The sequence below is a fragment of the Streptomonospora halophila genome, assembly GCF_039542725.1.
In the GTDB taxonomy this organism is placed as follows: domain Bacteria; phylum Actinomycetota; class Actinomycetes; order Streptosporangiales; family Streptosporangiaceae; genus Streptomonospora; species Streptomonospora halophila.
Map to the genome: position 1 here is coordinate 94,481 of NZ_BAABIK010000013.1, position 19,745 is coordinate 114,225.

Consider the following 19,745-nt stretch of genomic DNA (forward strand, 5'->3'; position numbering starts at 1 on the left):
GCCGGGAACCTCTGCCCGGCCCAGCCTATGCCGCATACGGGGAAGGGGTATGTGAGGGGCACGCCCTCGCTCCCGGGCGGGACCGCCGCGCCCGGCCGGTCACGCCCCCTCCGCGGGGCCGCCGGGCGGGGCGCGCCCGTACCCGGTCCCGCCGCGAAGGCGGCCGCAAGCACGAGCGCGAACACGGAGATGCGCGCGGGAGCGCTCATCGCCCTTCCCCCCGCGCACTCCGCGCGCCGCGGACCGGCGCGGTCGTCCGCCTCCCACCCATTGCCGCTCCCCTTCACCCGACTACGCCCGATACTATACCCCCCTAGGGTATATTCAAGGCAAGCCGCATCCCGTGTTCCGCACGCCACCGCCCCGCCGGCGGCGCCGGAGGGGCAGGGCGGAGCGGGCCGCTCCGCGGCCGGGGCGCGGTCGGGGAGCCGGTCGGGTCGTGCCCGGGGATCTCGGGGCGGTTTCACGCAGGCGTGGAGGCGGCGGAGGAGCCCTCGGGGCGGCCGCCTGCGGGAGTCAGTCGTCCTTGAGGGTCAGCCGCGCGACGGGCCGCCCGCTGCCGGGGTGGGGGGCGCAGGTGAAGCCCGCCTTCTGGAACATGCGCACGGTGCCGGTGTAGACCTCGGCGCTCGGCGCCCGCCCGCCTGCGGTGTCGACGGGATAGGCCTCCAGGATGCGGCCGCCGCTGGCGCGGGCGTGCTCGATCGCCCCGTCCAGCAGCTGCGACCCCATGCCCTTGCGGCGACGGCGCGGCGGCAGCCAGAAGCACACCAGCGACCACACATCGGGCTCGTCGGGGTCGGCCGGACGCAGCGAGCGCGAACGCGCCAGCCGCACGAAGTCCTCCCGCGGCGCCACCGACACCCAGCCGCACGGCTCGGATCCGTCATAGGCGATCAGACCGGGCACCCTGCCGTCGAGCGTCACGCGCTGGAGCGCCTCGCGGTTGCTGCCACCGCGCTCAGCGGGCGTGCACGACACGCTCGCGGTGAACTCCTTGGCCCTGCGCCGGAAGTAGACGCACCAGCAGTGGCCGTAGGCTCCGGTCGGCCCGAACAGCCGTTCCAGGTCTGCCCACCGTTCCGGGGTGGCGGGCTCGATCGCGACAATGGTCATCTGGCCCCCTCGAACACGGGCGTTGTGACCTAGAACACTAGCGACTCCCGCCCCGAGAAGGCACCCTCACAGGCCCCGACTTGTGACCTGCTTCATGCGCCTGCGCATACTCCCAGCTCACCCCGCACCCGTGGAAACGGGCTCACTCCGGTGGCGGAGCGGTGGGCAGGATGCGACGGCAGCCCCGCCGGCACCCGCCGCGCGCCCGCTCGTGGCGGGGGCGGGCCGCTCAGGCCGCCTCACGTTCCCTGCGCAGTGCGGCGACCTCCGTTCTGAGTGCGCGGAGCTCCGCGAGGACCTCCTGCTGGGGGTCGTCCTCCTCGATCTCGCGGCGGCCGGACTTGTCGTGCTCCAGGGCCTCGACGGCCACCGCGATGAACAGGTTCAGGGCGATGAACGTCGAGGCCAGGATGAACGCCACGAAGAACAGCCACGCCGCCGGCTGCTCCGCCATCACGGTGCGGGCGATGGAGCCCCAGCTGTCGCCGGTCATGATCTGGAACAGGGTGAACAGCGACGTCGTGATCTCACCGAAGTGCTGCGGTGCGCTGGCGCGGAAGAGGTTGGTTGCCATCACCGCGGCCACGTACAGCAGCAGCGCGACCAGGAACGAGATCGACGCCATGCCGGGCAGCGCCTTGAACAGGCCGGTCACGACGTGGCGCAGGGTCGGCACCACCGACAGCAGGCGCAGCACCCTCAGCACCCGGAGCACGCGCAGCACCGAGAACGGCCCGGACGCGGGCATGAGGGCGACCAGCACGATGACGAGGTCGAACCAGCTCCACGGGTCGCGGAAGAAGCCTCCCCGATAGGCGAAGATCCGCAGCCCCAGTTCGACCACGAAGACGCCCAGAACCATCATGTCGACCCGGTGCAGCAGCACGCCGTGGTCCTCGACGACCGGCAAAGAGGTCTCCAGCCCCAGTACCGCTGCGTTGACCAGGATGACGGCGATGACGCAGTTCTGGAACCACCGCGCCTCCACGATGCCCGCGACTCGGTCGCGCACGCTCACGGAAGGCTCTCCCCTCAGGCTCGCCGGTCGGCCGTGATCACGGCAGCCTATCGGCCCGCCTCCCCCGCGTGGCCGGGGTTTCCGACCGCTTCCGGACACTGCGGCGCGGACTCCCGCCCGGTGTCAGGCGGGGTCCGCGGGCCCGGCGGCCTGGGCCGAGGAGCGGAGGCCGCGCTCCTTCGCCCAGTCGGCCAGCCGCATGACGGCGTCGTGGTCGGGGCTTTCGGGGTCGGAGCTGAGCAGACCGATGAACTGCTCGTCGTCCTCGACCACCGCCAGCACCTCCCAGTCCAGCGAGAACTCGCCCACCGCCGGGTGGTCGAAGCGTGTGGCGCCGAACGGCCGCAGTGAGACCAGGTGCTGGTTCCACCACCGCCGGAAGTCCTCGTCGCGCACGGACAGCTCGCCCACCAGCTCCTGCAGGCGCGCCTGCTCGCTGCGGGCGCCGCTGTTCATCCGCAGGAACGAGACCGCCTCGCGGGCACGTTCGCGCCAGTCGACGAACACACTGCGGATCGCGGGATTCAAGAAGACGATGCGCACGTAGTTGCGCTGGCGCGCGCTCATGGCGGCCAGGTCGCCGAGCAGCGCCGCGGCCGATCGGTTCCAGGCCAGGATGTCCAGATAGCGCCCGAACACCAGGGCCGGCATGCCCACCACGTTGGCCAGCAGCCGCTCCACGCCGACGCTCACCCGCTGCTCGTCCTCGGCGACGGCCAGACCCAGCTCGGGGTCGGCCAGCTTGAACAGGTGCAGCCGCTGGTCGGCGTCCAGTCCCAGCGCCGTTCCGATGGAGTTCAGCACGGTCCGCGACGCCGTGCGCAGCCGGCCCTGCTCCAGCCGCGTGTAGTAGTCGACGCTGATTCCGGCGAGCTGGGCGACCTCCTCCCTCCGCAGTCCCGGCACCCGACGCGACGGGCCGCCGAAGGGGATGCCCGCATCACGGATGGAGACGAGCGCTCGCCGCGCATTGAGGAATTCGGCCAGCGGCCCCCGGTCTCCGTGCTGGTCGCCTCGCATAGGCCTCGATTATGGCATCGGCGGGCATCTCGGGGGGGGAAGATCGTTCCCTGGAACGGTCCGCCCTTCTCCAGCACCGCGCTTTCGGGCAGTCTCTTCTCCCGAGGGCGGATCCGCTCCGCTGCCCGGCCGCTTGCTCCGGCAAGCGGTTCGGCGGGGAGGGGGCAGCGGAGCGGGCTCCAAGGGAGGTGCGACCCCACCTGCAAGGCGGGGTCGCACCTCCCTGTTCTCGGTCCGCACCGCCCTGCTCGCGTCCCGTGCCGACCGCCCAGGGCGATCGGCACGCCGGCGGTCTAGCGGCTGCCCGCGCCCGCCTCGTCGGCGGCGGGCTGCTGCTCGGCCTCCCAGCACTGGACTCCGCGCAGCTGGGGGAACCGGTCGCGGGTGAACACCGGGTCGAGGCCCTGCTTGCGCTGGGCCACGTAGTCCTTGAGCACGATCCCCACCACACCGGCGAGCGGCGCGAGGGCCACCAGGTTGACCAGGGCCATGAAGCCCATCGCGGTGTCGGCCAGGCTCCACACGATCTGCACGGTGCCGATCGAGCCGAGGAAGGTCGCCACCAGGAAGACGACCTTGAACCCGGTCATGACCCCCCGGTTCTCGGTGAGGAAGGCGACGTTGGCCTGGCCGTAGTAGAAGTTGCCCAGGATCGAGCTGAAGGCCAGGAGCAGCAGCACCACCGTCAGCGCGTGCAGCGACCACGTGCCCAGACCGGTCTCCAGGGCCTCCTGGGTCAGCAGTGGACCGCGCTCGGCACCGAGGGTCGGGTTGGTGGTCAGGATCAGGAACGCGGTCATGGAGCAGATGATCAGGGTGTCGAAGTAGACGCCCAGGGTCTGCACGAGGCCCTGCTTGACCGGGTGGGTGACCGCCGCGGTGGCGCCGGCGTTGGGGGCCGAGCCCAGTCCGGCCTCGTTGGAGAACATGCCGCGCCGCACGCCCTGGATGATCACCGTGCCGATGGTCGCTCCGGCGACCTCGCGCAGGCCGAAGGCGCTCTGCACGATCTCGGAGAAGACGGCGGGGACCTGGTCGGCGTTGAGTACGACCACGACCAGGCCCATGATCAGGTAGAACACCGCCATGAAGGGGACCAGCGTCTGCGTGACGTGGGCGATGCGGCGCACGCCGCCGAACACGACCAGCGCGGTCACGGCCACCAGCAGCAGGCCGACCGCAGCCGTCACCCAGGTGCCGAACTCGTAGCCGATGGCGCCCGCGGAGTTGGCCACGGCGTTGGCGATGGTGTTGCTCTGCACCGCGTTGAACACGAATCCGAAGGTCACCGTGATGGCGATGGCGAAGATGATCCCCATCCACCGGGCGTTGAGCCCGTGCTGCATGTAGTAGGCGGGACCGCCGCGGTAGCCGGTCCGGTCGCGCACCTTGTACAGCTGACCGAGCGTGGACTCCACGAAGCTGGCGGCCCCGACGAAGAGGCCGGCGATCCACATCCACAGCACGGCGCCGGGTCCGCCGACCGCGATCGCACCGGCCACGCCGACGACGTTGCCGGTTCCGATGCGCGCGGCCGCGGAGATCGAGAACGCCTGGAACGAGGAGATCGCCCGCTTACCGTCAGGGGCGACCTCGGGTTTGCTGCGCAGCGTCCGGACCATCTCCGGGATCATGCGCAGCTGCACGCCCCCGAGCCTGACGGTGAAGTAGATGCTCAGGACGGCCAGCAGGGGGATGAGCAACCAGGCCCAGAACGCGTCTGTGAACGTGGTTACGAGGTCGTTGGCTAGTTGGTTGAGTTGTTCCACGGCCCGTGGTGCTCCTTTGCTACGGGGGACGGCACCCGCACAGGGGTACCCGAATCGGGCACTTGTTCACGAATCGACACGATCCGTTACCTTATGCCTATCGTGCCGTTACGCAATCCCGTGTCCGGGGACGACGTCGCGTGCCGCCCCTTGTGGACCGGCACAACGGGGGCAGGCGGCCCGCAGGCGCTCCGGTCCGCTTCCCGGCCTCCGCGCGCCGCCGACCCGCACTCCCCCGCCCGCTTTCGCACTACCGCGGTCGGCGACCGGCCTCGGGGCGCGCACGCCCGCCGGAGGCCGCGCCGGAGCACGCCGCACCGTCCTCCGATCCGCGGGCCTGCCTCGGAACAGCGGGCATGGTGCCGTCGGCGCCGCCGAGGTGCACCGCATCCGCCAGGGCGACGGGGGCGGCGCTGGGCCCGGCAGGCGGAAGCGTGGCGCACACCGCGTCCAGCACCCCCGCATAGGGCGTGCCGAGTCCGGCCATCGCCGCACGCAACCGCTCCATCCCGGGCCGCAGCCGCCCGAGCAGCCGCTCTCCGCGGCCGGGGTCGCACCGGGCGGCGAACTCCAGCACCACCGCCAGGTGGTCGGGCTCCTCGGTGCCGACCGTTCGCCAGCCGCGGTGCGCATAGAGGCCGGCGATGCGCGCGCGGACCCGGCGCCGGCGCCGGGCGTCGCCGTCGGCGTGGTCCAGCAGGTGCAGCGTTCGGCGCTGCCGGGTGTCGAAGGCCCGGGCGTACTGGGCGCGCAGGTCGGCCTCGGGCTCGGCGGCCACGCGGTCGCAGAGGTCGGTGAGGGAGCGGCGGGCGGAGATGGCGGGAAGCTCCAGGAGCGCGCGACGGACGAGCGGGAGGCGCTCGAAGAAGCGCCCCTCGGGCGGACCGAGCAGCAGGGAGGCCGACCGGCGCACCACGGCCTCGGCGAGCGCCTCCTCGTCCACGGGTCCCGCCGCGCCGGGCGCCGCCTGTTCCGGGCTCCCGTACCCGCGCGGCGCGGGCAGCGTCGGCGGCATCGGCGGTTCGGCCGGGGACGGATTTCCGTTTCGCCGCGAATACCGCTTCCGGTCCGCGTTTTCCGTTGACCGGATCAGATATCCGTCGACCCGAAGCATGAGTTCTCCTGCACCCGGATTCCGACCTCCAGGTTTACCGCGATTATCCACTGTCACCACTCGCTTTTTGCGTCGCCGTGAACCGGGCGGAGCGCTTTCGTATCCGCCCCAGGACGAGCCGGACCCATCGACCGAATACCCGTTCAGGGGGCTTTCCTCCACACGATGCGCTCTCGGAATTTTCGGCTCCCGTGGAAACCACCGACGGAACCGCCCGCTGTGCCGGGGCGGCGGGCTCGGCGGAAGGCCGGAACGCGCGAAGCGGGAGCTCAGCGGCGCGCGTCGCCGGCGCGCACGAGCACGGCCGCGCGGTTGCCCACGCGGAGCCGCTCCAGCGCGCGAACGCCCTCGGGCAGGGCGACCTTGCGAGTGCGCGCGGTCACTGCGAGCACGGCGCGCTCGGGCAGGACCGCCGCCAGCGCGCGCAGCATCGCGGGAACGGGCTCGCCGTCGGGCGGCGCGCCGGTGAAGGAGGTGAGGCCGCCGTAGGGCACGTCGGTGAGCACCAGGTCGACGGGGCGCTCCGGCTCGGGCGGGTCGAAGACGTCGCCCGCGCCGACACGGTGGTCGAGGTCGCCGCCGCGTTCGCTCAGCCGCCCGGCCAGGCGCGCGGCGGTGTCGGCCCGGTCCAGCAGGGTCGGCTTCCGAAGCTCCGCGGCCTCGGCGCGCAGCACGCGCTCGCGTTCGGCCAGGCCCCGCCCCGTAAGCAGAGCGAGGTTGCGTTCGGCGATGGACAGCGCGGCGGGGTCGGTGTCGGTGGCCAGCAGCCAGGACAGCCGGTCGCGGTGCAGGGTCCCGACGGAGGCGGCGAGGTGCCCGCTGCCGCAGCAGGGGTCCCACAGCGCAAGGGGCGCTGCGGGCAGGTGGGCGGCGGCGCGCTGAAACAGCTCGTCGGCCAGGCGGACGGGGAAACCGGGGTGGCCCGGCGCGGAGCGGAGCACGTTCCCGCAGGCCAGGTCGGAGTGGTCGCGGCGCTCGGTGGCGTAGCGGTAGGCCACGGGGTCCCTTCGCGGCCGCGGGCGGCGGCGCCGATGCGGAACGGGGGTTCACACGGACCGGGAATCCGGTCGGGAGGAGGCGGTCCTGACGGGATTTGAACCCGCGGCCTCCACCTTGACAGGGTGGCGAGCACTCCTAGCTGCTCCACAGGACCTCGGTGCGGTCGAGCCGCCGGGCGGCTGCGCACTCGCTCCACTCTAGCGCCAGTCGAGAGTGCTCCGCACCTCGGATCCGCCGTATCGAGCCCGCGTCCGACGGGCACGGCGCGCCCCCGTGTCGGCGGACCGGGCGCGGCGGTGCGGCACCGGTGCGCCAACCGCCCTGGTAGGGCGCTATCGCCGGACCCGGTCCTCCTCCCAGACCGGCTCGTCGGAGGCCTCGACCCGGCCGTCGGCGCGGATGACGAGGAAGACGAGGAACAGGACCAGCGACCGGGCGAACCACGGGTCGTGCGCGACGCGAGCACGGTCCCCTCGAACGCCGCCAGGGCGTCTTCCAACGCCTCGGCCGACTCCCCGTCCGGGTTGCCGGTGAACTCGCCGAGCAGCGGCATCGTCGTCGGGGCCGCGCAGCAGCGCTTACAGCACCGCGATTTGGGAAGCGCGCCTGCCGGCTCCCGGAGGGGGTGCCGAACCGCTGCTCGCGCCGGCGCACCGGCTCCCAGCGGTACAGCAGCGGCGCGCACCCGCGGGGGCGGGCTACAGTGCGGGCAGAGGGGCCGCCGCGCACCGCGGGCGGCCCGGTGAGACACCAGCCGATGCGCAGCGCCGCCGGCGACCGGGGATCGCGGCGGCTGCCGGAAGGATCACAGGTGAACGACCCGGAGCGCACCACCCCGCCCGCGCAGAAGGGCGAGCCCGCGGCACAGTCCGACCCCAGGATGCCGCAGGGGCATCCCAGCGGCCGCGTGGACCGCTGGGTCTGGGCCGTGCGGCTGGCCAAGACCCGCGCCGACGCCGCCCAGGCGTGCCGCGGCGGGCACGTGCGTGTCAACGACCGGCCCGCCAAGCCCGCGACGCCCGTCCGCGTCGGCGACGAGGTGCAGGTGCGCCTCAACGGCGTCACACGCATCGTGGACGTCGCCCTGGTGATCGAGAAGCGGGTGGGCGCCCCGGTCGCGCGCCACTGCTACACCGACCGCAGCCCTGAGCCCGCCCCGCAGCAGCCCGGCGCGGTGCTGCGCCGCGATCGTGGAGCGGGCCGCCCCACCAAGCGCGACCGCAGGCAGATCGAACAGCTCCGCCGCCAGGGACTCTGAGCGGAGCGTCGCCCCACCCGGGCCCGCGGAGCGCTGTCGAGGAGTGCCGACCGGTGCGGGCTGCGCCCGGTTCGGTGGCCCCGGACTGCACCCTGGCGCCGGTTCGCCCCGGTTCGGTGGCGCCCGGGCCGGTCAGTCGATGCCCGGGGCCAGCTCAGCGAGCCTGGGGACGACGGTCTCGCGCCAGCCGGGCCCCATGCGGTCGTAGGCCTGACTCTCGCGCTTGTCGTCGAGGTCGAAGCCGGAGTGGTCCAGCAGCAGGCGGGTGCCGTCGCCCTCCGCGACCAGCCGCCACGTCAGCGTCCAATTGCCGTTGAACGTGTAGACGAAGCGCGCATGGGGCACCGATTCGAGGACCTTGCACGGGATGGCGCCGAACCCGGGCATGTCCAGATGGAACTCGTGCCCCACCGTTTCGGCGACGTCGCCGGGCGCCCACCACTTCGCGTGCAGGTCCGGCTCGGTCAGCGCCCGCCAGACCTTTCTCGGCGGGGCCGCGATGAACTGGTCGACCGAGATCGTGCCAGTGCGTCCTTCAGTCATCGGGGATCTCCTTCTCGACAAGATCGGCCATGTCGCGCAGCCGTTCGCGCCAGAACCGCTCGAACGGGTGCAGCCAGTCCCCGACCTGCTTCAGCGGCGCCGCCTCCAGCCGGTAGTACCGACGGCGGCCCACCGGCTCATCGTGGACGAGCGCCGCCCGACGGAGCACCTGCAGATGCTCGGCGACGGCCGGGCGGCTCATATCGAACTGCTCGGCGAGGTCGCCGGCCGTCCGCGGCCCGTCCGCCAGAAGCTCCAGCAGACGGCGGCGCGCGGGGTTGGCCAGGGCGAGGAAGACGTCATCTGACATACGGGAACGATATGTAAGAAACTCCCGACATGTCAACTATCCCCGACACGTTGCCGTCAGTCCGCATTGGGGGAGAGGAGGACCACGCCATGCGGCAGATCTCAGAGGCCCTTGGGCACTGAGCCGGCCGACAGGTGCGCGAGACGCAGCGGTGCATCGGCCGCAGAGACCCACCGGACGCCACGGGCGCCCACCGGCGCAGCAAAATGCCCCGTGGCCGCTTTCCGCGGTTCACGGGGCATTTCATGTGTTCAGAGGATGTGGCCAGGGACGGGGTCGAACCGCCGACCTTCCGCTTTTCAGGCGGAGCAACCGCCCTGACCAGTCGTGACGGCCGTCGTCGGATGCACGTTGCCGACCGCGCGTGGGTGGGGGCGGTTGCTGTCGTTGCTGTAACGGTTGCTGTCAGACGGCGGCCCTTCTGACCTGCCCAACAGACGGCGGCAGGTGCGGCACGGAACGGATAACGCTGCCGCCCCTCCCCCGCCATAGCTACGGCAACCCCAGCAGCGAGCAACCACAGTCCCGGTCCGAGGTGCTCGGTCGCGCCGGTGCCGGCCACCCAAGACAGACAGAGTCGCGCGACCGAGTGCCTCGGGTCCGAGAAACGTCATCGACCCGAGTTCTACCAAATGGCAACGGTTTGTCGGCGCGGCGCGTCACCATGTGCACTATGCCGCTCTGCGACGCGAGGAGGGCCGGTGCGGCATGCACGAGAGAACGTAGCGGCGGCTGGGGGCGTGCTCGGGACCGGGCGCCAGCCCGCAGCCCGAGCACGCCCCCAGCAAGCCGAAGCGACGGCGCGCAGCGCCGTCGCCTTGATCTCATACAGCCCGATTCGGCAAACATTCGAGTGCCCAGTTGGCCAGATCCAGCCAGTTAGCGTGGCGGTGCTTCAAAAATGGGAAGATTGGCCGCGAAGGAGGAAACGTATGAGGATATCAGAATACTTCGGTCTCGACAGAAGCCAATCAGAACTCGATTTTGTCGATGTAGACACATTTAAAGATGTTCCTGTCTACATTGACCCTTCGTGTATACGACGTCTTTCCGATGACTGGAGCCATCGATGCGATAAGCAGTTGACAACGTATTTTGACAGCGTACTCGATGCAGTTCGAAACGATGATGATAGACGACTCATGAGCCTTCTAAGTAAGCTCAAGGAGCCCAACGAAACTCATCTCGGAATCTCGAAGGGAAAATCTGCTGGACGAGCGCTCGGGGCGAGATCGATAAGGACTCTTGCTAGGAAGTTGGCCGAGAGTAAGGCCGCTAGAACTGGGCTTATCGAAGACCTCGAAGATACTGCTCTATTTATCGACAACGTTGGGAAGGATGTTGTATCGGACATCACAACTAACATTATCCGGGGAACGTTGATTCTCTACACGCAAAGCGTTTCTCGGTATTATGGTATTCCCATGGAAGAAGTTTGGAGTGGGTATGTGTGGGACGAAAAAAAGTTCGAGTGGGAGGACGATTATACTGAACTTCCAACAACAGAGGACGGAAAATTGTTGTTGGTGCCGAAAGTTATTGTCAGGAATGGCTTGCACATGAGAAAGGACGAGTTTTTCAACAAGCATTTGATGCCCAGCTTGGAGAAGGAAGAATTGGATAATCCTTCAAGCAAGTTGGTGCATAGAGTAAAGGAAGGGGAAAAGGTAATCGAAAGTGTTGATCGAGATAAACTGAAAGAGCACTACGGAACCTCAAAATCCGCAATCAGTGACCTGAGCGCAACACGGCCAGCTGTTTTATCGAACTACAAGGACAAGAAGAAGAGCACGGGGTCGCTTCCGCTGTCGCACTCGAAGCTTTCGGCCGTAACTGGAAGTAGGCCAGTTAACTACCGTAAGTTGCTGAGGAAAGTCTTAGAAACGCCTTTTGGTGCCGACCATGCACATGCTTATCATCGACATGTGGAAGCATTGTTTTCGGCTATGTTCTACCCTGAACTCTCTTTTCCTGTAAAAGAAAACGAAATCAATGAAGGTCGAAAGCGAATAGATATTCGCTACACAAACACCTCGCGGCGCGGATTTTTCTCATGGTTGCGAGATGACCCTGTGGTGTGCCGATATGTCTATGTTGAGTGCAAAAACTATGCCCGGGATATTGCTAATCCAGAATTGGATCAAATTGCCAGCAGGTTTTCAAGTCTGCGAAGCGAAGTCGGGATACTAACATGTCGAAGTTTTGAGAACAAAGATCTCTTCTTAAAAAGGTGTCGTGATACTGCCCTTGCTGGGCGAGGATACATCTTCGTGCTGGATGATGGCGACCTGAAAGAAATGGTTAATGATATTGAATCTTACTTTTCCAATATCGAGAAAAAGGGTGCGCCTAAAAGCGGATTGGACGCACCGAAAGACCCCTGGTGGTTTCCAAAGCTTCATGAGCGCTTCAGCGATATGGTGAGTTGACGGAGCTTAAGTTTGTGGACTCATTCCAGGCGAGTTCGAAACTTTCAATATGGGTGGAAGCAAGATCAGAATATTTGCGTCCATCAATATGAAGTACGGGCGCAGATGACGCTGGGATGCCGTATATGTGGTGGTTGACCAGTAGCTGTTCGTCTGCTCGGTATATTGAGTTGTAAAGTATTGTGCTGTGCAGGCGCAGTTCGATTCCCGCTGTGCCCTGAATGTGACGGTATAAAAAAAGAGCGTTTCGTGTTTTCGCGACCACACATTTCCCGATTCCTTCTTCCTCGCCGCGCAACTCAACGTTGGAACTGTCAGGATCGCCGAGCAGTATGCGGACCTTGACGCCTTGCCTCGCCTTGCGTTCGAAGATGCGCAGGATTCCGGTGTCGTCGGCGAGAAACAAGCCGCTGTAGACAAGTACGCCGATCTCACGCTCCGCCGACTCGAAGAGTTGGCGCCATGCCGACTGAGGAACTTCCCAGCGGTGCGGATAGACCTTCTTGATGCCGGCAGGCAGCGAGGATGCCGGGGGCTCGTCGGTCTTTCCGCTCTCCGGCCAGAGCTCAACCTCCGCCACGTCCAAGAGGTCAGCCATCGCCCAGCGGTGCCGCGCGTAGGGCTTCTGGCCGGAGAGCCAGCGGCGGACCGTCTTCGGGTCTACGCCGATGCGTTCGGCTGCCTGGACGTCAGTGAGGCGGGATCGGGCAAGGGCCTGGCGAAGGGCCTCGTTCACGGTGTCACCCTCCGGGCTCGGGGATACCGACGCTAGCAGAAGACGTCCCAAGACGTCCCTTGAGAAGTCCGATACGTGGTACACATGTCCGCGCGTCCACGCGAAGGTTTCCGCAGGTGAAAAGACCCCCGCGAGTGCTGCGAACACTCCGGGGGCGTGGTCCCAACCTGACGGAAGCAGGCGGAACATGCGGAACTTTATCGCGCGGTATTACCCCCGACAGCGGCCCCGGCGAATCGTGTCGCGCCAGCGGCCATACGTACCCATACCCTTCACGCCCGATCCACTGGCCTACGCCGTTCCTGCGCGGGCGGCGATGGTGCGGCCCTACGTGCTGTATGTCGAGCGGCAGCGGGACCGGGCGCGCGGCGACCGCACTCGGCTTGGGGTGGCTGTCCTGCTGGACATCGCCCAGCGTGAGGCGGTGCTGGCATGACGGCGCACGCAAACCCGCTTTTGCGGTTGCTCCAGGAGCGGTATGGGGAGCGTTGGAGCATCCGGCGCACGGAACATCTGTGGCTTGCGACCGTGCGCACGTCCGACGTCGATCACGCGCCAACGCTTGTCGAGCCCGACGTTGAAGAGTTCGTGCGTCAGCTTGAGAACCCTCCTACTGGAGCTGGACGTTCACTGCTGTCCGCTGGCTGGTTCCGCGCGCAGACGCGGAAGCTCGGCGATGGCTGCTACCGCGTTGACGGTCCCCCGATGACGTGATCAGGCTGCCGCGCGGTCGGTGGTCCGTCGCTGACTTCCCACACCGGCCGCGCGGCGTTGACGCAGCAGGACTAGTGAGGATGCTGCGGACCTCCGTGAATATTCACGGAAGTCTGGGAGTATTGTGCAGCGCTGCATAAGCAACGAGGGGAATGACTAAGTGAGTCCTCGCGCGACCCCGTGGGGCACGTATACGCAGATAGCGGAGACGCTGAGACAGCGCATCACCAGCGGTGCGCTCGCTCCCGGCGCCGCGCTGCCCTCAGAGTCCGCGCTCGGCGACGAGTTCAACGTTGCTCGCAGCACCGTCCGGCGCGCGCTCGCCGCGCTGGAAGCTGACCACCTGATCCGGACGCTCCCCGGTACCGGGCGGGTCGTCTGCGACCCCGACGAGGGCAGCAAGGCCGGCGACCCCTCCGGGCATCAACCACAGTACCGGCGCATCGCCGCCGAACTGCGCGGGAAGATCAGCCGCGGGGACCTGGCGCCCGGTGACGCGCTGCCCAGTGAAGCGGCGATCGTCCGGACGTACGACGTCTCTCGGGGCACCGCGCGCCAAGCCCTGTCCGAGCTGGAGGGTTCCGGCCTGGTCGTATCCGTGCACGGTAAAGGTCGCTTCGTCCGCGCTGGGGACGCCGGGAACCCTGCAAGCTAGCCTGGAACATGTGGGACATGTTCTGTGGGCGCGGGATCTCGCGCGGAACCTTCTCGAAGAGTCATTGCCCCGGCGGTGGGCGCACACTCAAGGCGTAGCCAAGCAAGCCGCCACCCTGACCGAGGTCCTCGGCGATAACGCTGACCTGGTGACAGCCTCGGCGTGGCTGCACGACATCGGATACTCACCCGACCTCGCCAAGACCGGCTTTCACCCGCTCGACGGTGCCCGCTATCTGCGCGACGTCGAGCATGCCGACGGTGTGCTGTGCTCGCTGGTCGCGCACCACTCCGGCGCCCTGGTCGAGGCCGACGAGCGGGGGATGCGTGAGGAACTCAGCAACGAGTTCGAGTTTCCGCCGATCGAGCTGTTGAACGCGCTGACCTACTCCGACATGACGACCGGCCCGGATGGGACGCACCTGCCGGCCGAGCGTCGGCTCGACGAGATCCTTGAGCGCTACGCGCCCGGTGACCTCGTGCACCGCGCAATCACCCGATCGCGTCCCGACCTGGTCAAGGCGGTTCGCTCGGTGGAAGCCCTCCAAGACGCGCACCGGTAGCCCTCAACGAGGGTCGGCCTTCACCCGATGTGCGGTGCGGTCCGGCCCTCCGCGTGGTGCTTGATGCGGAGCTTCATCGACCGGTCCATCTGGTACCCGTCCAGCTCGGCCCTGGGAACCCAGTGGACTTCTCGGGACTCGCTGCTCGGCGTCGGCTCCCCTGATACCGGCCGCGCCGTGAGCACGATGGAGAACTCCTGTCGCACCTCGTCGTCGCTTGTGTAGTGGATGACGTGCTTCGGGTCCGTGTAGGTGCCTGATATCCCGGTGATCTCGCAGGTGATGCCGGTCTCCTCGCGCGTCTCGCGCACGGCGGCCTCGGGCAGGGACTCGCCGAGATCGATCGCGCCGCCCGGTAGCGCCCAGTTGCCGTTGTCGGTGCGGCAGATCATCAGCACTTCGTCACGCTCGTTGGCGACGATCACGTTGACCGAGGGAACGAGGCTGTTCGCGGGCGGGGCCTGCGGGTCGTCGTAGTAGTCGATCCGCTTCGGCATGGTCCTACTCCTCATCCAGCGGGACCGCTTCGCTCCACACGCGTTCGAAGCTGTCCAGGTAGGTGCTCACCATGCCACCGCCGGCGATCCGGCGGAGATGGAAGACCGGCGCATCGGCTGCGGGCCTGCCGTAGATGTGGGTGTTGACCAGTACTTGCCCGTCCGCGCGATAGATCGAGTTGTACAGCGTCGTGCTGTGCAACCGGAACTCGACACCGTCCACGCTGCGCAGCGACTTGTACAGCACGATCACGTTGCGGATCTTGGCGCCCATCGCGTCGTCAATGCCCTCGTCGGCGCCGCGCTGGGCAACCGCCGCACAGTCGGGGTCGCCGAGCAAAACGCGCACACGCACACCGGCCTCGGCCTTCTCCCTGAGCAACTGGTGAAGGTTGCCGTCCTCGGCGAGGAAGTACCCGCTGTAGACGAGGATGCCCAGCTCTTCCTGCGCGGTCTCGAACAGGCGTTTCCACGTATCGCGGGGAACGGTCCACCGGTGCGGGTAGATGTTCAGGATCTCGCTCTCGGACGCCTCGGCGGACTGCTCGGGACTGAGCGCCTTTGGCCAGAGGAACGCCTCGTCCGTGCCCAATCGCGCCGCGACCGCGTAGCGGTGCTTGCGGTAGGGGGTCCGGTCACGGCCGATCCACCGCTCGACGCTCTTCGTGTCAACGCCGACGTCCGCGGCCAGATCAGCGGGCGTGAGTCCCTGCTCAAGCAGCGCTGCGCGCAACCTCTCGTTTGGCATGAGCCCCGTGTTCGCAGGACGTCTAAGGACGCGCTCACAGTATCGAGACGTCCCGAACACGTCCAGCCATGTAGTGATCCCGTCCCGGGCCTGTGCCCGATGCTCGTACGTGTCTGAAGGTATCGGCCTCCAGCGGCCGAGAGACGAGGCGATCCGGCGGGAGACAGGGGCGATGGCTGAGCTCTGGCGAACCAACTTCGATACATGCTATACATGTCTCGATTGTTCGCAGAGCGCAACCGCTCGCGTGAACGCCGAACGGTGCTGCGATGCAGCCGGATCTATGAACAGGAGAAACGCCATGGCGATTCAAGGTGCGCTGCCGATCGAGTTCGGGACGGTGTTCCCGCACGGCGCCTACGCACTGTCGGTGGAGCAGATCACCGACTTCGAGACCAAGCGTCCGCAGTTGGACAAGAACACTGGTCTTCCGCTGTGGGCGGTCGACGTGATCGACGCCGACCCGGAAGCGCGCGGCAAGGCCAAGTCGGTGAAGGTGAAGGTCGCTGCGGAGCACTGCCCGACGCTTCCCGACGAGGTGCCCGGCCTGCCGTTCCGGCCCGTGGAGTTCGAATCGATGTCGGTCATGCCCTACGTGGACGACTCCGGGCGCCGTCCGCGTGTGGCCTACTCGCTGCGCGCTCGTGGGGTGAAGGCGCCGGGCGGCAACGGTGCGGCCTCGCGCAAGGCTCCCGCCGCTGCGGCCTCCGGTGCGGCCAAGGACGGTGCCTGATGGGTGGCCGCTGGGACTCCTCCGGCGCTCCGGCATCGGATCCGGTGCCCACCTGGGGCTCGATGAGTCTTCACGTCGGATCGGACGTGCGGGTGCGCTGCTACACCTATCCCGACGCGAAGCCGATCCTCTCGGTGTCCTCGTCCGGGCCTGAGCTGTCGATGACGTGCCGCGACCATCGGGGCGCGGTGACCTCGGCCGATCTCGCGTTCGCCCGTGAAGTGGTCTCGGCTGCGCAGTGCTACCTGGCCGCGCTGGAAGAGCTGCACGCGCGACCCTGCCGGGCCGACGAGGAACCCGGCGCTGCCTGATCGGCAATCGGCGGGGCGGCCTGGTGCTGCAACACCTCGGCCGCCCCTTGAACCCCTCCCGCAGTCCTTCAGTGATCACGAAAGAGGTGTGACCAGCTTATGTTGCGCGCGATGAACGCCGGAGCCGCACAGGTCCAGCGGCCGACGGCTCCGGTCCCTGCCCAGAGCATCCGCTTCACGACTCCGGTGGTCGAGACGCCGGGGATCTTCATCCTCACGGGGTGGCTGTGGCGCTTCCTGCGGGCGCTGGTGCTGCTGCCCGTCCAGTTCCCGGTCTCGGTCGGCGCGGTGGTCGTCTCGGTCGCCGCCTACGGCCTTGGCGGTTGGCTCGGGCTGGCCGTGTTGTGGTCGGTCCTCGACCTCGCCGCGTTGGTGTGGTGGCGCCGCTGGCCGCAGTCCTTCAAGACGCACGTGGCGCGTCGGGTGCTGGCCACTTGGCGCCGGTTCTGGGTCTACCGGCGCCACTGGCAGCCCGTGCTCGTCGTCTCCGGGCTGGCGGAAAGCTACCTCGAACGCCAGTACCTCCCGCAGATTCGCGGCGTGACGTGCTCGGCGTGGGCCGACCGGGTGCGGGTGAAGCTGGTGGCCGGCACCGCCCCGGCGGAGTTCGAGAACCGGGTGGCCGAGCTGGCGCACGGCTTCGGCGCCCCCTCCTGCCGTGTGGAGGTGCGCGGTCCGCGTGACCTCGTCCTGGAGTTCCCCCGCCGCGACACCCTCGCCGACCCCATCGACGCGCTACCCGTTCCCGATGAGCCTGACCTGTCCGGCCTGCCGGTGGGCATCGGTGAAGACGGCGAACCGTGGCGGCTGCGGCTTCACGGAACCCACGTGCTTACCGTGGGCGTCACCGGTGCCGGTAAAGGCTCGGTGCTGTGGTCGGCCATCCGGGCGATGACCCCGGCCCTCCATGCGGGCACCGCCGAGGTGTGGGCGATCGATCCCAAGCGGATGGAACTCTCCTACGGGCGCGCCCTGTTCGCCCGGTATGCGGATGCGGCGGAAGACGCCGTGTCCCTCCTGGAGGCGGCGGTTACGGCGATGCAGGAACGCGCCGAACGCTACGCGGGCAAGCAGCGGACTCACGTGCCGAGCACGCGGGATCCGTTCGTCGTCGTGGTCCTGGACGAGGTGGCGTTCCTGACCGCCTACCACCCCGACCGCGACATCCGCCGGCGCGCGGAGAACGCCATCGCGACGCTGACCTCACAGGGCCGCTCGGTCGGGTTCTGCGTGCTGGCCGCGCTCCAGGATCCGCGCAAGGAGGTGCTGAACCTCCGCAACCTGTTCCCGGACAAGATCGCGCTCCGGCTGGACGAGGCGTCGCAGGTGGACATGGTCCTTGGCGAAGGCGCGCGGGATCGCGGGGCCAACGCCCACCTGATCGACCCGGACCTTCCCGGTGTGGCGTTCGTGAAGCTGGAGGGCTCCCTGGCCCCGGTGCGGGTGCGGGCAGCGTTCGTCACCGATGCCGACATCGACACCATGGCCACTGACGCTGCGGGGGTGGTCGGCTGATGCCCACTCCGACCGGTAAGAGCACCCGCGCCGAGCGGCAGGCGCAACCGCTGGCGCGTGAGGTGGCCGAGCAGCTCGCCGCAGACAAGGGCGTCTGCATTCGCCCGGTGTCGCTGCGCCGGACCGACATCGCCACGGGCCAAACAGAGATTGTGGACGTGCCGTGCGGGTCCACGCTGGAGTCTCGCTGTCCATCCTGCGCCAAGCGCAAGCGGTCCATCCGGCGGTCCCAGTGCGAAGAGGGCTGGCACCTCGCCGAGGATCCGACCGTCACGCCCGACGAACCGTCCGACGTTCAGCGGGCGTGGATCGAGCGGCGCGCCGTGGTGACCGCCGAGCGGGATCGCCTTGTGAACGCGGGCGAAGCTGCTCCCGACGAGGTGGCCGCGCTCGATCAGGCCATCGCCGACCTCGACGCCGAGATCACCGCGTCCGGGCTGCGCGGGTCGGTCTCGCCTGGCTCCTCCTCGTCGGGGTGTGCTCGTCGGGTGCGCTCCACCAAGCGGCGCCAGGATGCGCCGGACCTGCCCAAACGGCAGATGGCGAAAACCACTGTGGGGCGGAGCTATGAGGATTCGGCCACGGGCCGCGTCTTCCGGCCCTCGCTGTTCGTGACGCTGACGTGCGACACCTACGGGCGGGTGAAAGCGGACGGCACGCCGGTGGATCCGTCGACCTATGACTACCGGCGGGCCGCGCGGGACGCGCTGCACTTCTCCAAGCTCATCGACCGGTTCGTGCAGAACCTGCGCCGCGTGGCGGGCTTCGACGTGCAGTACTTCGCCACCGTGGAACCGCAACGCCGCCTGGCGCCGCACCTGCACATGGCCACGCGCGGCACCATCCCGCGCGCGGAGCTGCGCCAGATCGCGGCGGCCACGTATCACCAAGTGTGGTGGCCTTCCGCCGACGAGGCGGTCTATGCGGCGGACCATCTGCCGGTCTTCGACGAGGAAACGGGCAACTACGTGGATCCCGAGACGGGGGAAGTCCTGCCCACCTGGGGCGAAGCCCTAGATGACCTCGACGCTGACCCTCACGCGGAACCGCTGCACGTGGTCCGCTTCGGGCCGCAAGTCGACGCAAAGGGCGTGGTGGCCGGCACCGATGACGCCGATCGGTGCGTGCGCTACCTGGCGAAGTACCTGACCAAGGACATCGCCGAATGCCACGACGTGGAGAACGAGGCGCAACAGCGCCACGTTGACCGGCTCGTGGAGGCGCTGCGGTTCGAACCCTGCTCGCCGCGCTGCGCGAACTGGCTCCGCTATGGAGTCCAACCGGACGGTGCCAAGGCGGGCATGACGCCGGGCTTCTGCCGCTCCAAGGCACACCGGCGCGAACACCTCGGCTACGCCGGGCGCCGCGTCCTGGTCTCGCGCAAGTGGTCCGGGAAGACCGTCGCCGACCACAAGGCGGACCGGCTGCGCTGGGTCCTCGACGCCTTGGGCGTGGATCCCGACGCCGACCCCGACGAGAGCCAGGACGACGACGCCGCTCCCGCACTCGCCTCGGTCTCCTCCGGCAATCACGCCTGGGAGCTGGCGCGACCGACCGATCCCGACGTCCCCCCGCGCGAACACCGCCTCCTGCGCGCGGTCGGCGAAGCGCTCAAGCGCCGCTCCCAGCTCGACGCCGTTCGGCAACAGCGATCCGACGACCTTTCGGCAACTCCAGACATGGAACAGGTGGCCTAAC

General features: G+C 68.2%; 19 protein-coding genes and 2 tRNA genes. 8 read left to right on the forward strand and 13 right to left on the reverse strand.

What is annotated here, in order from left to right; translation table 11 throughout:
* Nucleotides 1-516: 516 nt before the first annotated feature.
* The 7 genes from ABEA15_RS12915 to ABEA15_RS12945 form a co-directional block, all read right to left on the reverse strand.
* Nucleotides 517-1,116: a GNAT family N-acetyltransferase gene (locus tag ABEA15_RS12915; protein ID WP_344141079.1), complete on the reverse strand. Its 600-nt coding sequence runs from the start codon at nucleotides 1,114-1,116 to the stop codon at nucleotides 517-519.
* 229 nt (nucleotides 1,117-1,345) lie between these two features.
* Nucleotides 1,346-2,134: an ion transporter gene (locus ABEA15_RS12920; RefSeq protein ID WP_344141080.1), complete on the reverse strand. Its 789-nt coding sequence runs from the start codon at nucleotides 2,132-2,134 to the stop codon at nucleotides 1,346-1,348.
* Between the two features lie 123 nt (nucleotides 2,135-2,257).
* Nucleotides 2,258-3,154, reverse strand: a complete 897-nt coding sequence (locus tag ABEA15_RS12925) for a helix-turn-helix domain-containing protein (protein ID WP_345556818.1) — start codon at nucleotides 3,152-3,154, stop codon at nucleotides 2,258-2,260.
* Between the two features lie 293 nt (nucleotides 3,155-3,447).
* Nucleotides 3,448-4,923 carry an alanine/glycine:cation symporter family protein gene (locus ABEA15_RS12930; protein ID WP_344141082.1) on the reverse strand — a complete coding sequence of 492 codons (1,476 nt, stop codon included), beginning with the start codon at nucleotides 4,921-4,923 and terminating at the stop codon, nucleotides 3,448-3,450.
* A 250-nt stretch (nucleotides 4,924-5,173) separates the two neighbouring features.
* Entirely contained in the window at nucleotides 5,174-5,866 is a 693-nt protein-coding gene (locus ABEA15_RS12935; protein ID WP_344141083.1) for a nitrate reductase molybdenum cofactor assembly chaperone, read from the reverse strand.
* A 440-nt stretch (nucleotides 5,867-6,306) separates the two neighbouring features.
* The gene (locus tag ABEA15_RS12940; RefSeq protein WP_345556819.1) at nucleotides 6,307-7,035 is read right to left on the reverse strand and encodes an rRNA methyltransferase; all 729 of its coding nucleotides are present in this window, start codon (nucleotides 7,033-7,035) and stop codon (nucleotides 6,307-6,309) included.
* Between the two features lie 80 nt (nucleotides 7,036-7,115).
* Nucleotides 7,116-7,190: transfer RNA gene (locus tag ABEA15_RS12945), tRNA-Asp, on the reverse strand.
* A 726-nt stretch (nucleotides 7,191-7,916) separates the two neighbouring features.
* Between ABEA15_RS12945 and ABEA15_RS12950 the strand changes: the two genes are divergently transcribed.
* On the forward strand, nucleotides 7,917-8,294 hold the full coding sequence (locus ABEA15_RS12950) for an RNA-binding S4 domain-containing protein (protein WP_345556869.1): 378 nt from the start codon (nucleotides 7,917-7,919) through the stop codon (nucleotides 8,292-8,294).
* Nucleotides 8,295-8,426: 132 nt separating this feature from the next.
* On the opposite strand, the gene ABEA15_RS12955 is transcribed toward ABEA15_RS12950, so the two are convergent.
* The 3 genes from ABEA15_RS12955 to ABEA15_RS12965 all read right to left on the reverse strand — a co-directional run bounded on the left by ABEA15_RS12955 (nucleotide 8,427) and on the right by ABEA15_RS12965 (nucleotide 9,470).
* On the reverse strand, nucleotides 8,427-8,837 hold the full coding sequence (locus ABEA15_RS12955; protein WP_345556820.1) for an SRPBCC family protein: 411 nt from the start codon (nucleotides 8,835-8,837) through the stop codon (nucleotides 8,427-8,429).
* Nucleotides 8,830-9,147 (reverse strand): ArsR/SmtB family transcription factor, encoded by a 318-nt coding sequence (locus ABEA15_RS12960; protein ID WP_344141086.1) that lies wholly within the window; start codon nucleotides 9,145-9,147, stop codon nucleotides 8,830-8,832. The genes ABEA15_RS12955 and ABEA15_RS12960 overlap by 8 nt, the downstream gene beginning before the upstream one ends.
* Nucleotides 9,148-9,408: 261 nt before the next feature.
* Nucleotides 9,409-9,470, reverse strand: a tRNA-OTHER gene (locus ABEA15_RS12965).
* Nucleotides 9,471-10,079: 609 nt separating this feature from the next.
* On the opposite strand from ABEA15_RS12965, the gene ABEA15_RS12970 reads away from it, so the two are divergent.
* Complete coding sequence (locus ABEA15_RS12970; RefSeq protein ID WP_345556821.1) at nucleotides 10,080-11,576, forward strand: hypothetical protein; 1,497 nt, start codon at nucleotides 10,080-10,082, stop codon at nucleotides 11,574-11,576.
* On the opposite strand, the gene ABEA15_RS12975 is transcribed toward ABEA15_RS12970, so the two are convergent.
* On the reverse strand, nucleotides 11,557-12,312 hold the full coding sequence (locus tag ABEA15_RS12975; RefSeq protein WP_345556822.1) for a helix-turn-helix domain-containing protein: 756 nt from the start codon (nucleotides 12,310-12,312) through the stop codon (nucleotides 11,557-11,559). The genes ABEA15_RS12970 and ABEA15_RS12975 overlap by 20 nt on opposite strands.
* 874 nt (nucleotides 12,313-13,186) lie before the next feature.
* Here ABEA15_RS12975 and ABEA15_RS12980 point away from each other — a divergent pair.
* Nucleotides 13,187-13,681 carry a GntR family transcriptional regulator gene (locus tag ABEA15_RS12980; RefSeq protein ID WP_345556823.1) on the forward strand — a complete coding sequence of 165 codons (495 nt, stop codon included), beginning with the start codon at nucleotides 13,187-13,189 and terminating at the stop codon, nucleotides 13,679-13,681.
* Nucleotides 13,682-13,691: 10 nt separating this feature from the next.
* Nucleotides 13,692-14,243 carry an HD domain-containing protein gene (locus ABEA15_RS12985; RefSeq protein WP_345556824.1) on the forward strand — a complete coding sequence of 184 codons (552 nt, stop codon included), beginning with the start codon at nucleotides 13,692-13,694 and terminating at the stop codon, nucleotides 14,241-14,243.
* Nucleotides 14,244-14,263: 20 nt separating this feature from the next.
* On the opposite strand, the gene ABEA15_RS12990 is transcribed toward ABEA15_RS12985, so the two are convergent.
* Entirely contained in the window at nucleotides 14,264-14,740 is a 477-nt protein-coding gene (locus tag ABEA15_RS12990) for an NUDIX domain-containing protein (RefSeq protein ID WP_345556825.1), read from the reverse strand.
* A 4-nt stretch (nucleotides 14,741-14,744) separates the two neighbouring features.
* On the reverse strand, nucleotides 14,745-15,488 hold the full coding sequence (locus ABEA15_RS12995) for an XRE family transcriptional regulator (protein WP_345556826.1): 744 nt from the start codon (nucleotides 15,486-15,488) through the stop codon (nucleotides 14,745-14,747).
* A gap of 301 nt (nucleotides 15,489-15,789) precedes the next feature.
* On the opposite strand from ABEA15_RS12995, the gene ABEA15_RS13000 reads away from it, so the two are divergent.
* From ABEA15_RS13000 to ABEA15_RS13015, 4 genes are all read left to right on the forward strand, one after another.
* Nucleotides 15,790-16,221, forward strand: coding sequence for a plasmid replication, integration and excision activator (locus ABEA15_RS13000; RefSeq protein WP_345556827.1), 432 nt, complete (start codon nucleotides 15,790-15,792; stop codon nucleotides 16,219-16,221).
* Complete coding sequence (locus ABEA15_RS13005; RefSeq protein ID WP_345556828.1) at nucleotides 16,221-16,532, forward strand: hypothetical protein; 312 nt, start codon at nucleotides 16,221-16,223, stop codon at nucleotides 16,530-16,532. Before ABEA15_RS13000 ends, ABEA15_RS13005 begins: the two co-directional genes overlap by 1 nt.
* A gap of 99 nt (nucleotides 16,533-16,631) precedes the next feature.
* Nucleotides 16,632-18,047, forward strand: a complete 1,416-nt coding sequence (locus ABEA15_RS13010; protein WP_345556829.1) for an FtsK/SpoIIIE domain-containing protein — start codon at nucleotides 16,632-16,634, stop codon at nucleotides 18,045-18,047.
* Nucleotides 18,047-19,744: a replication initiator gene (locus ABEA15_RS13015; protein ID WP_345556830.1), complete on the forward strand. Its 1,698-nt coding sequence runs from the start codon at nucleotides 18,047-18,049 to the stop codon at nucleotides 19,742-19,744. The genes ABEA15_RS13010 and ABEA15_RS13015 overlap by 1 nt, the downstream gene beginning before the upstream one ends.
* Nucleotide 19,745: the final 1 nt, after the last annotated feature.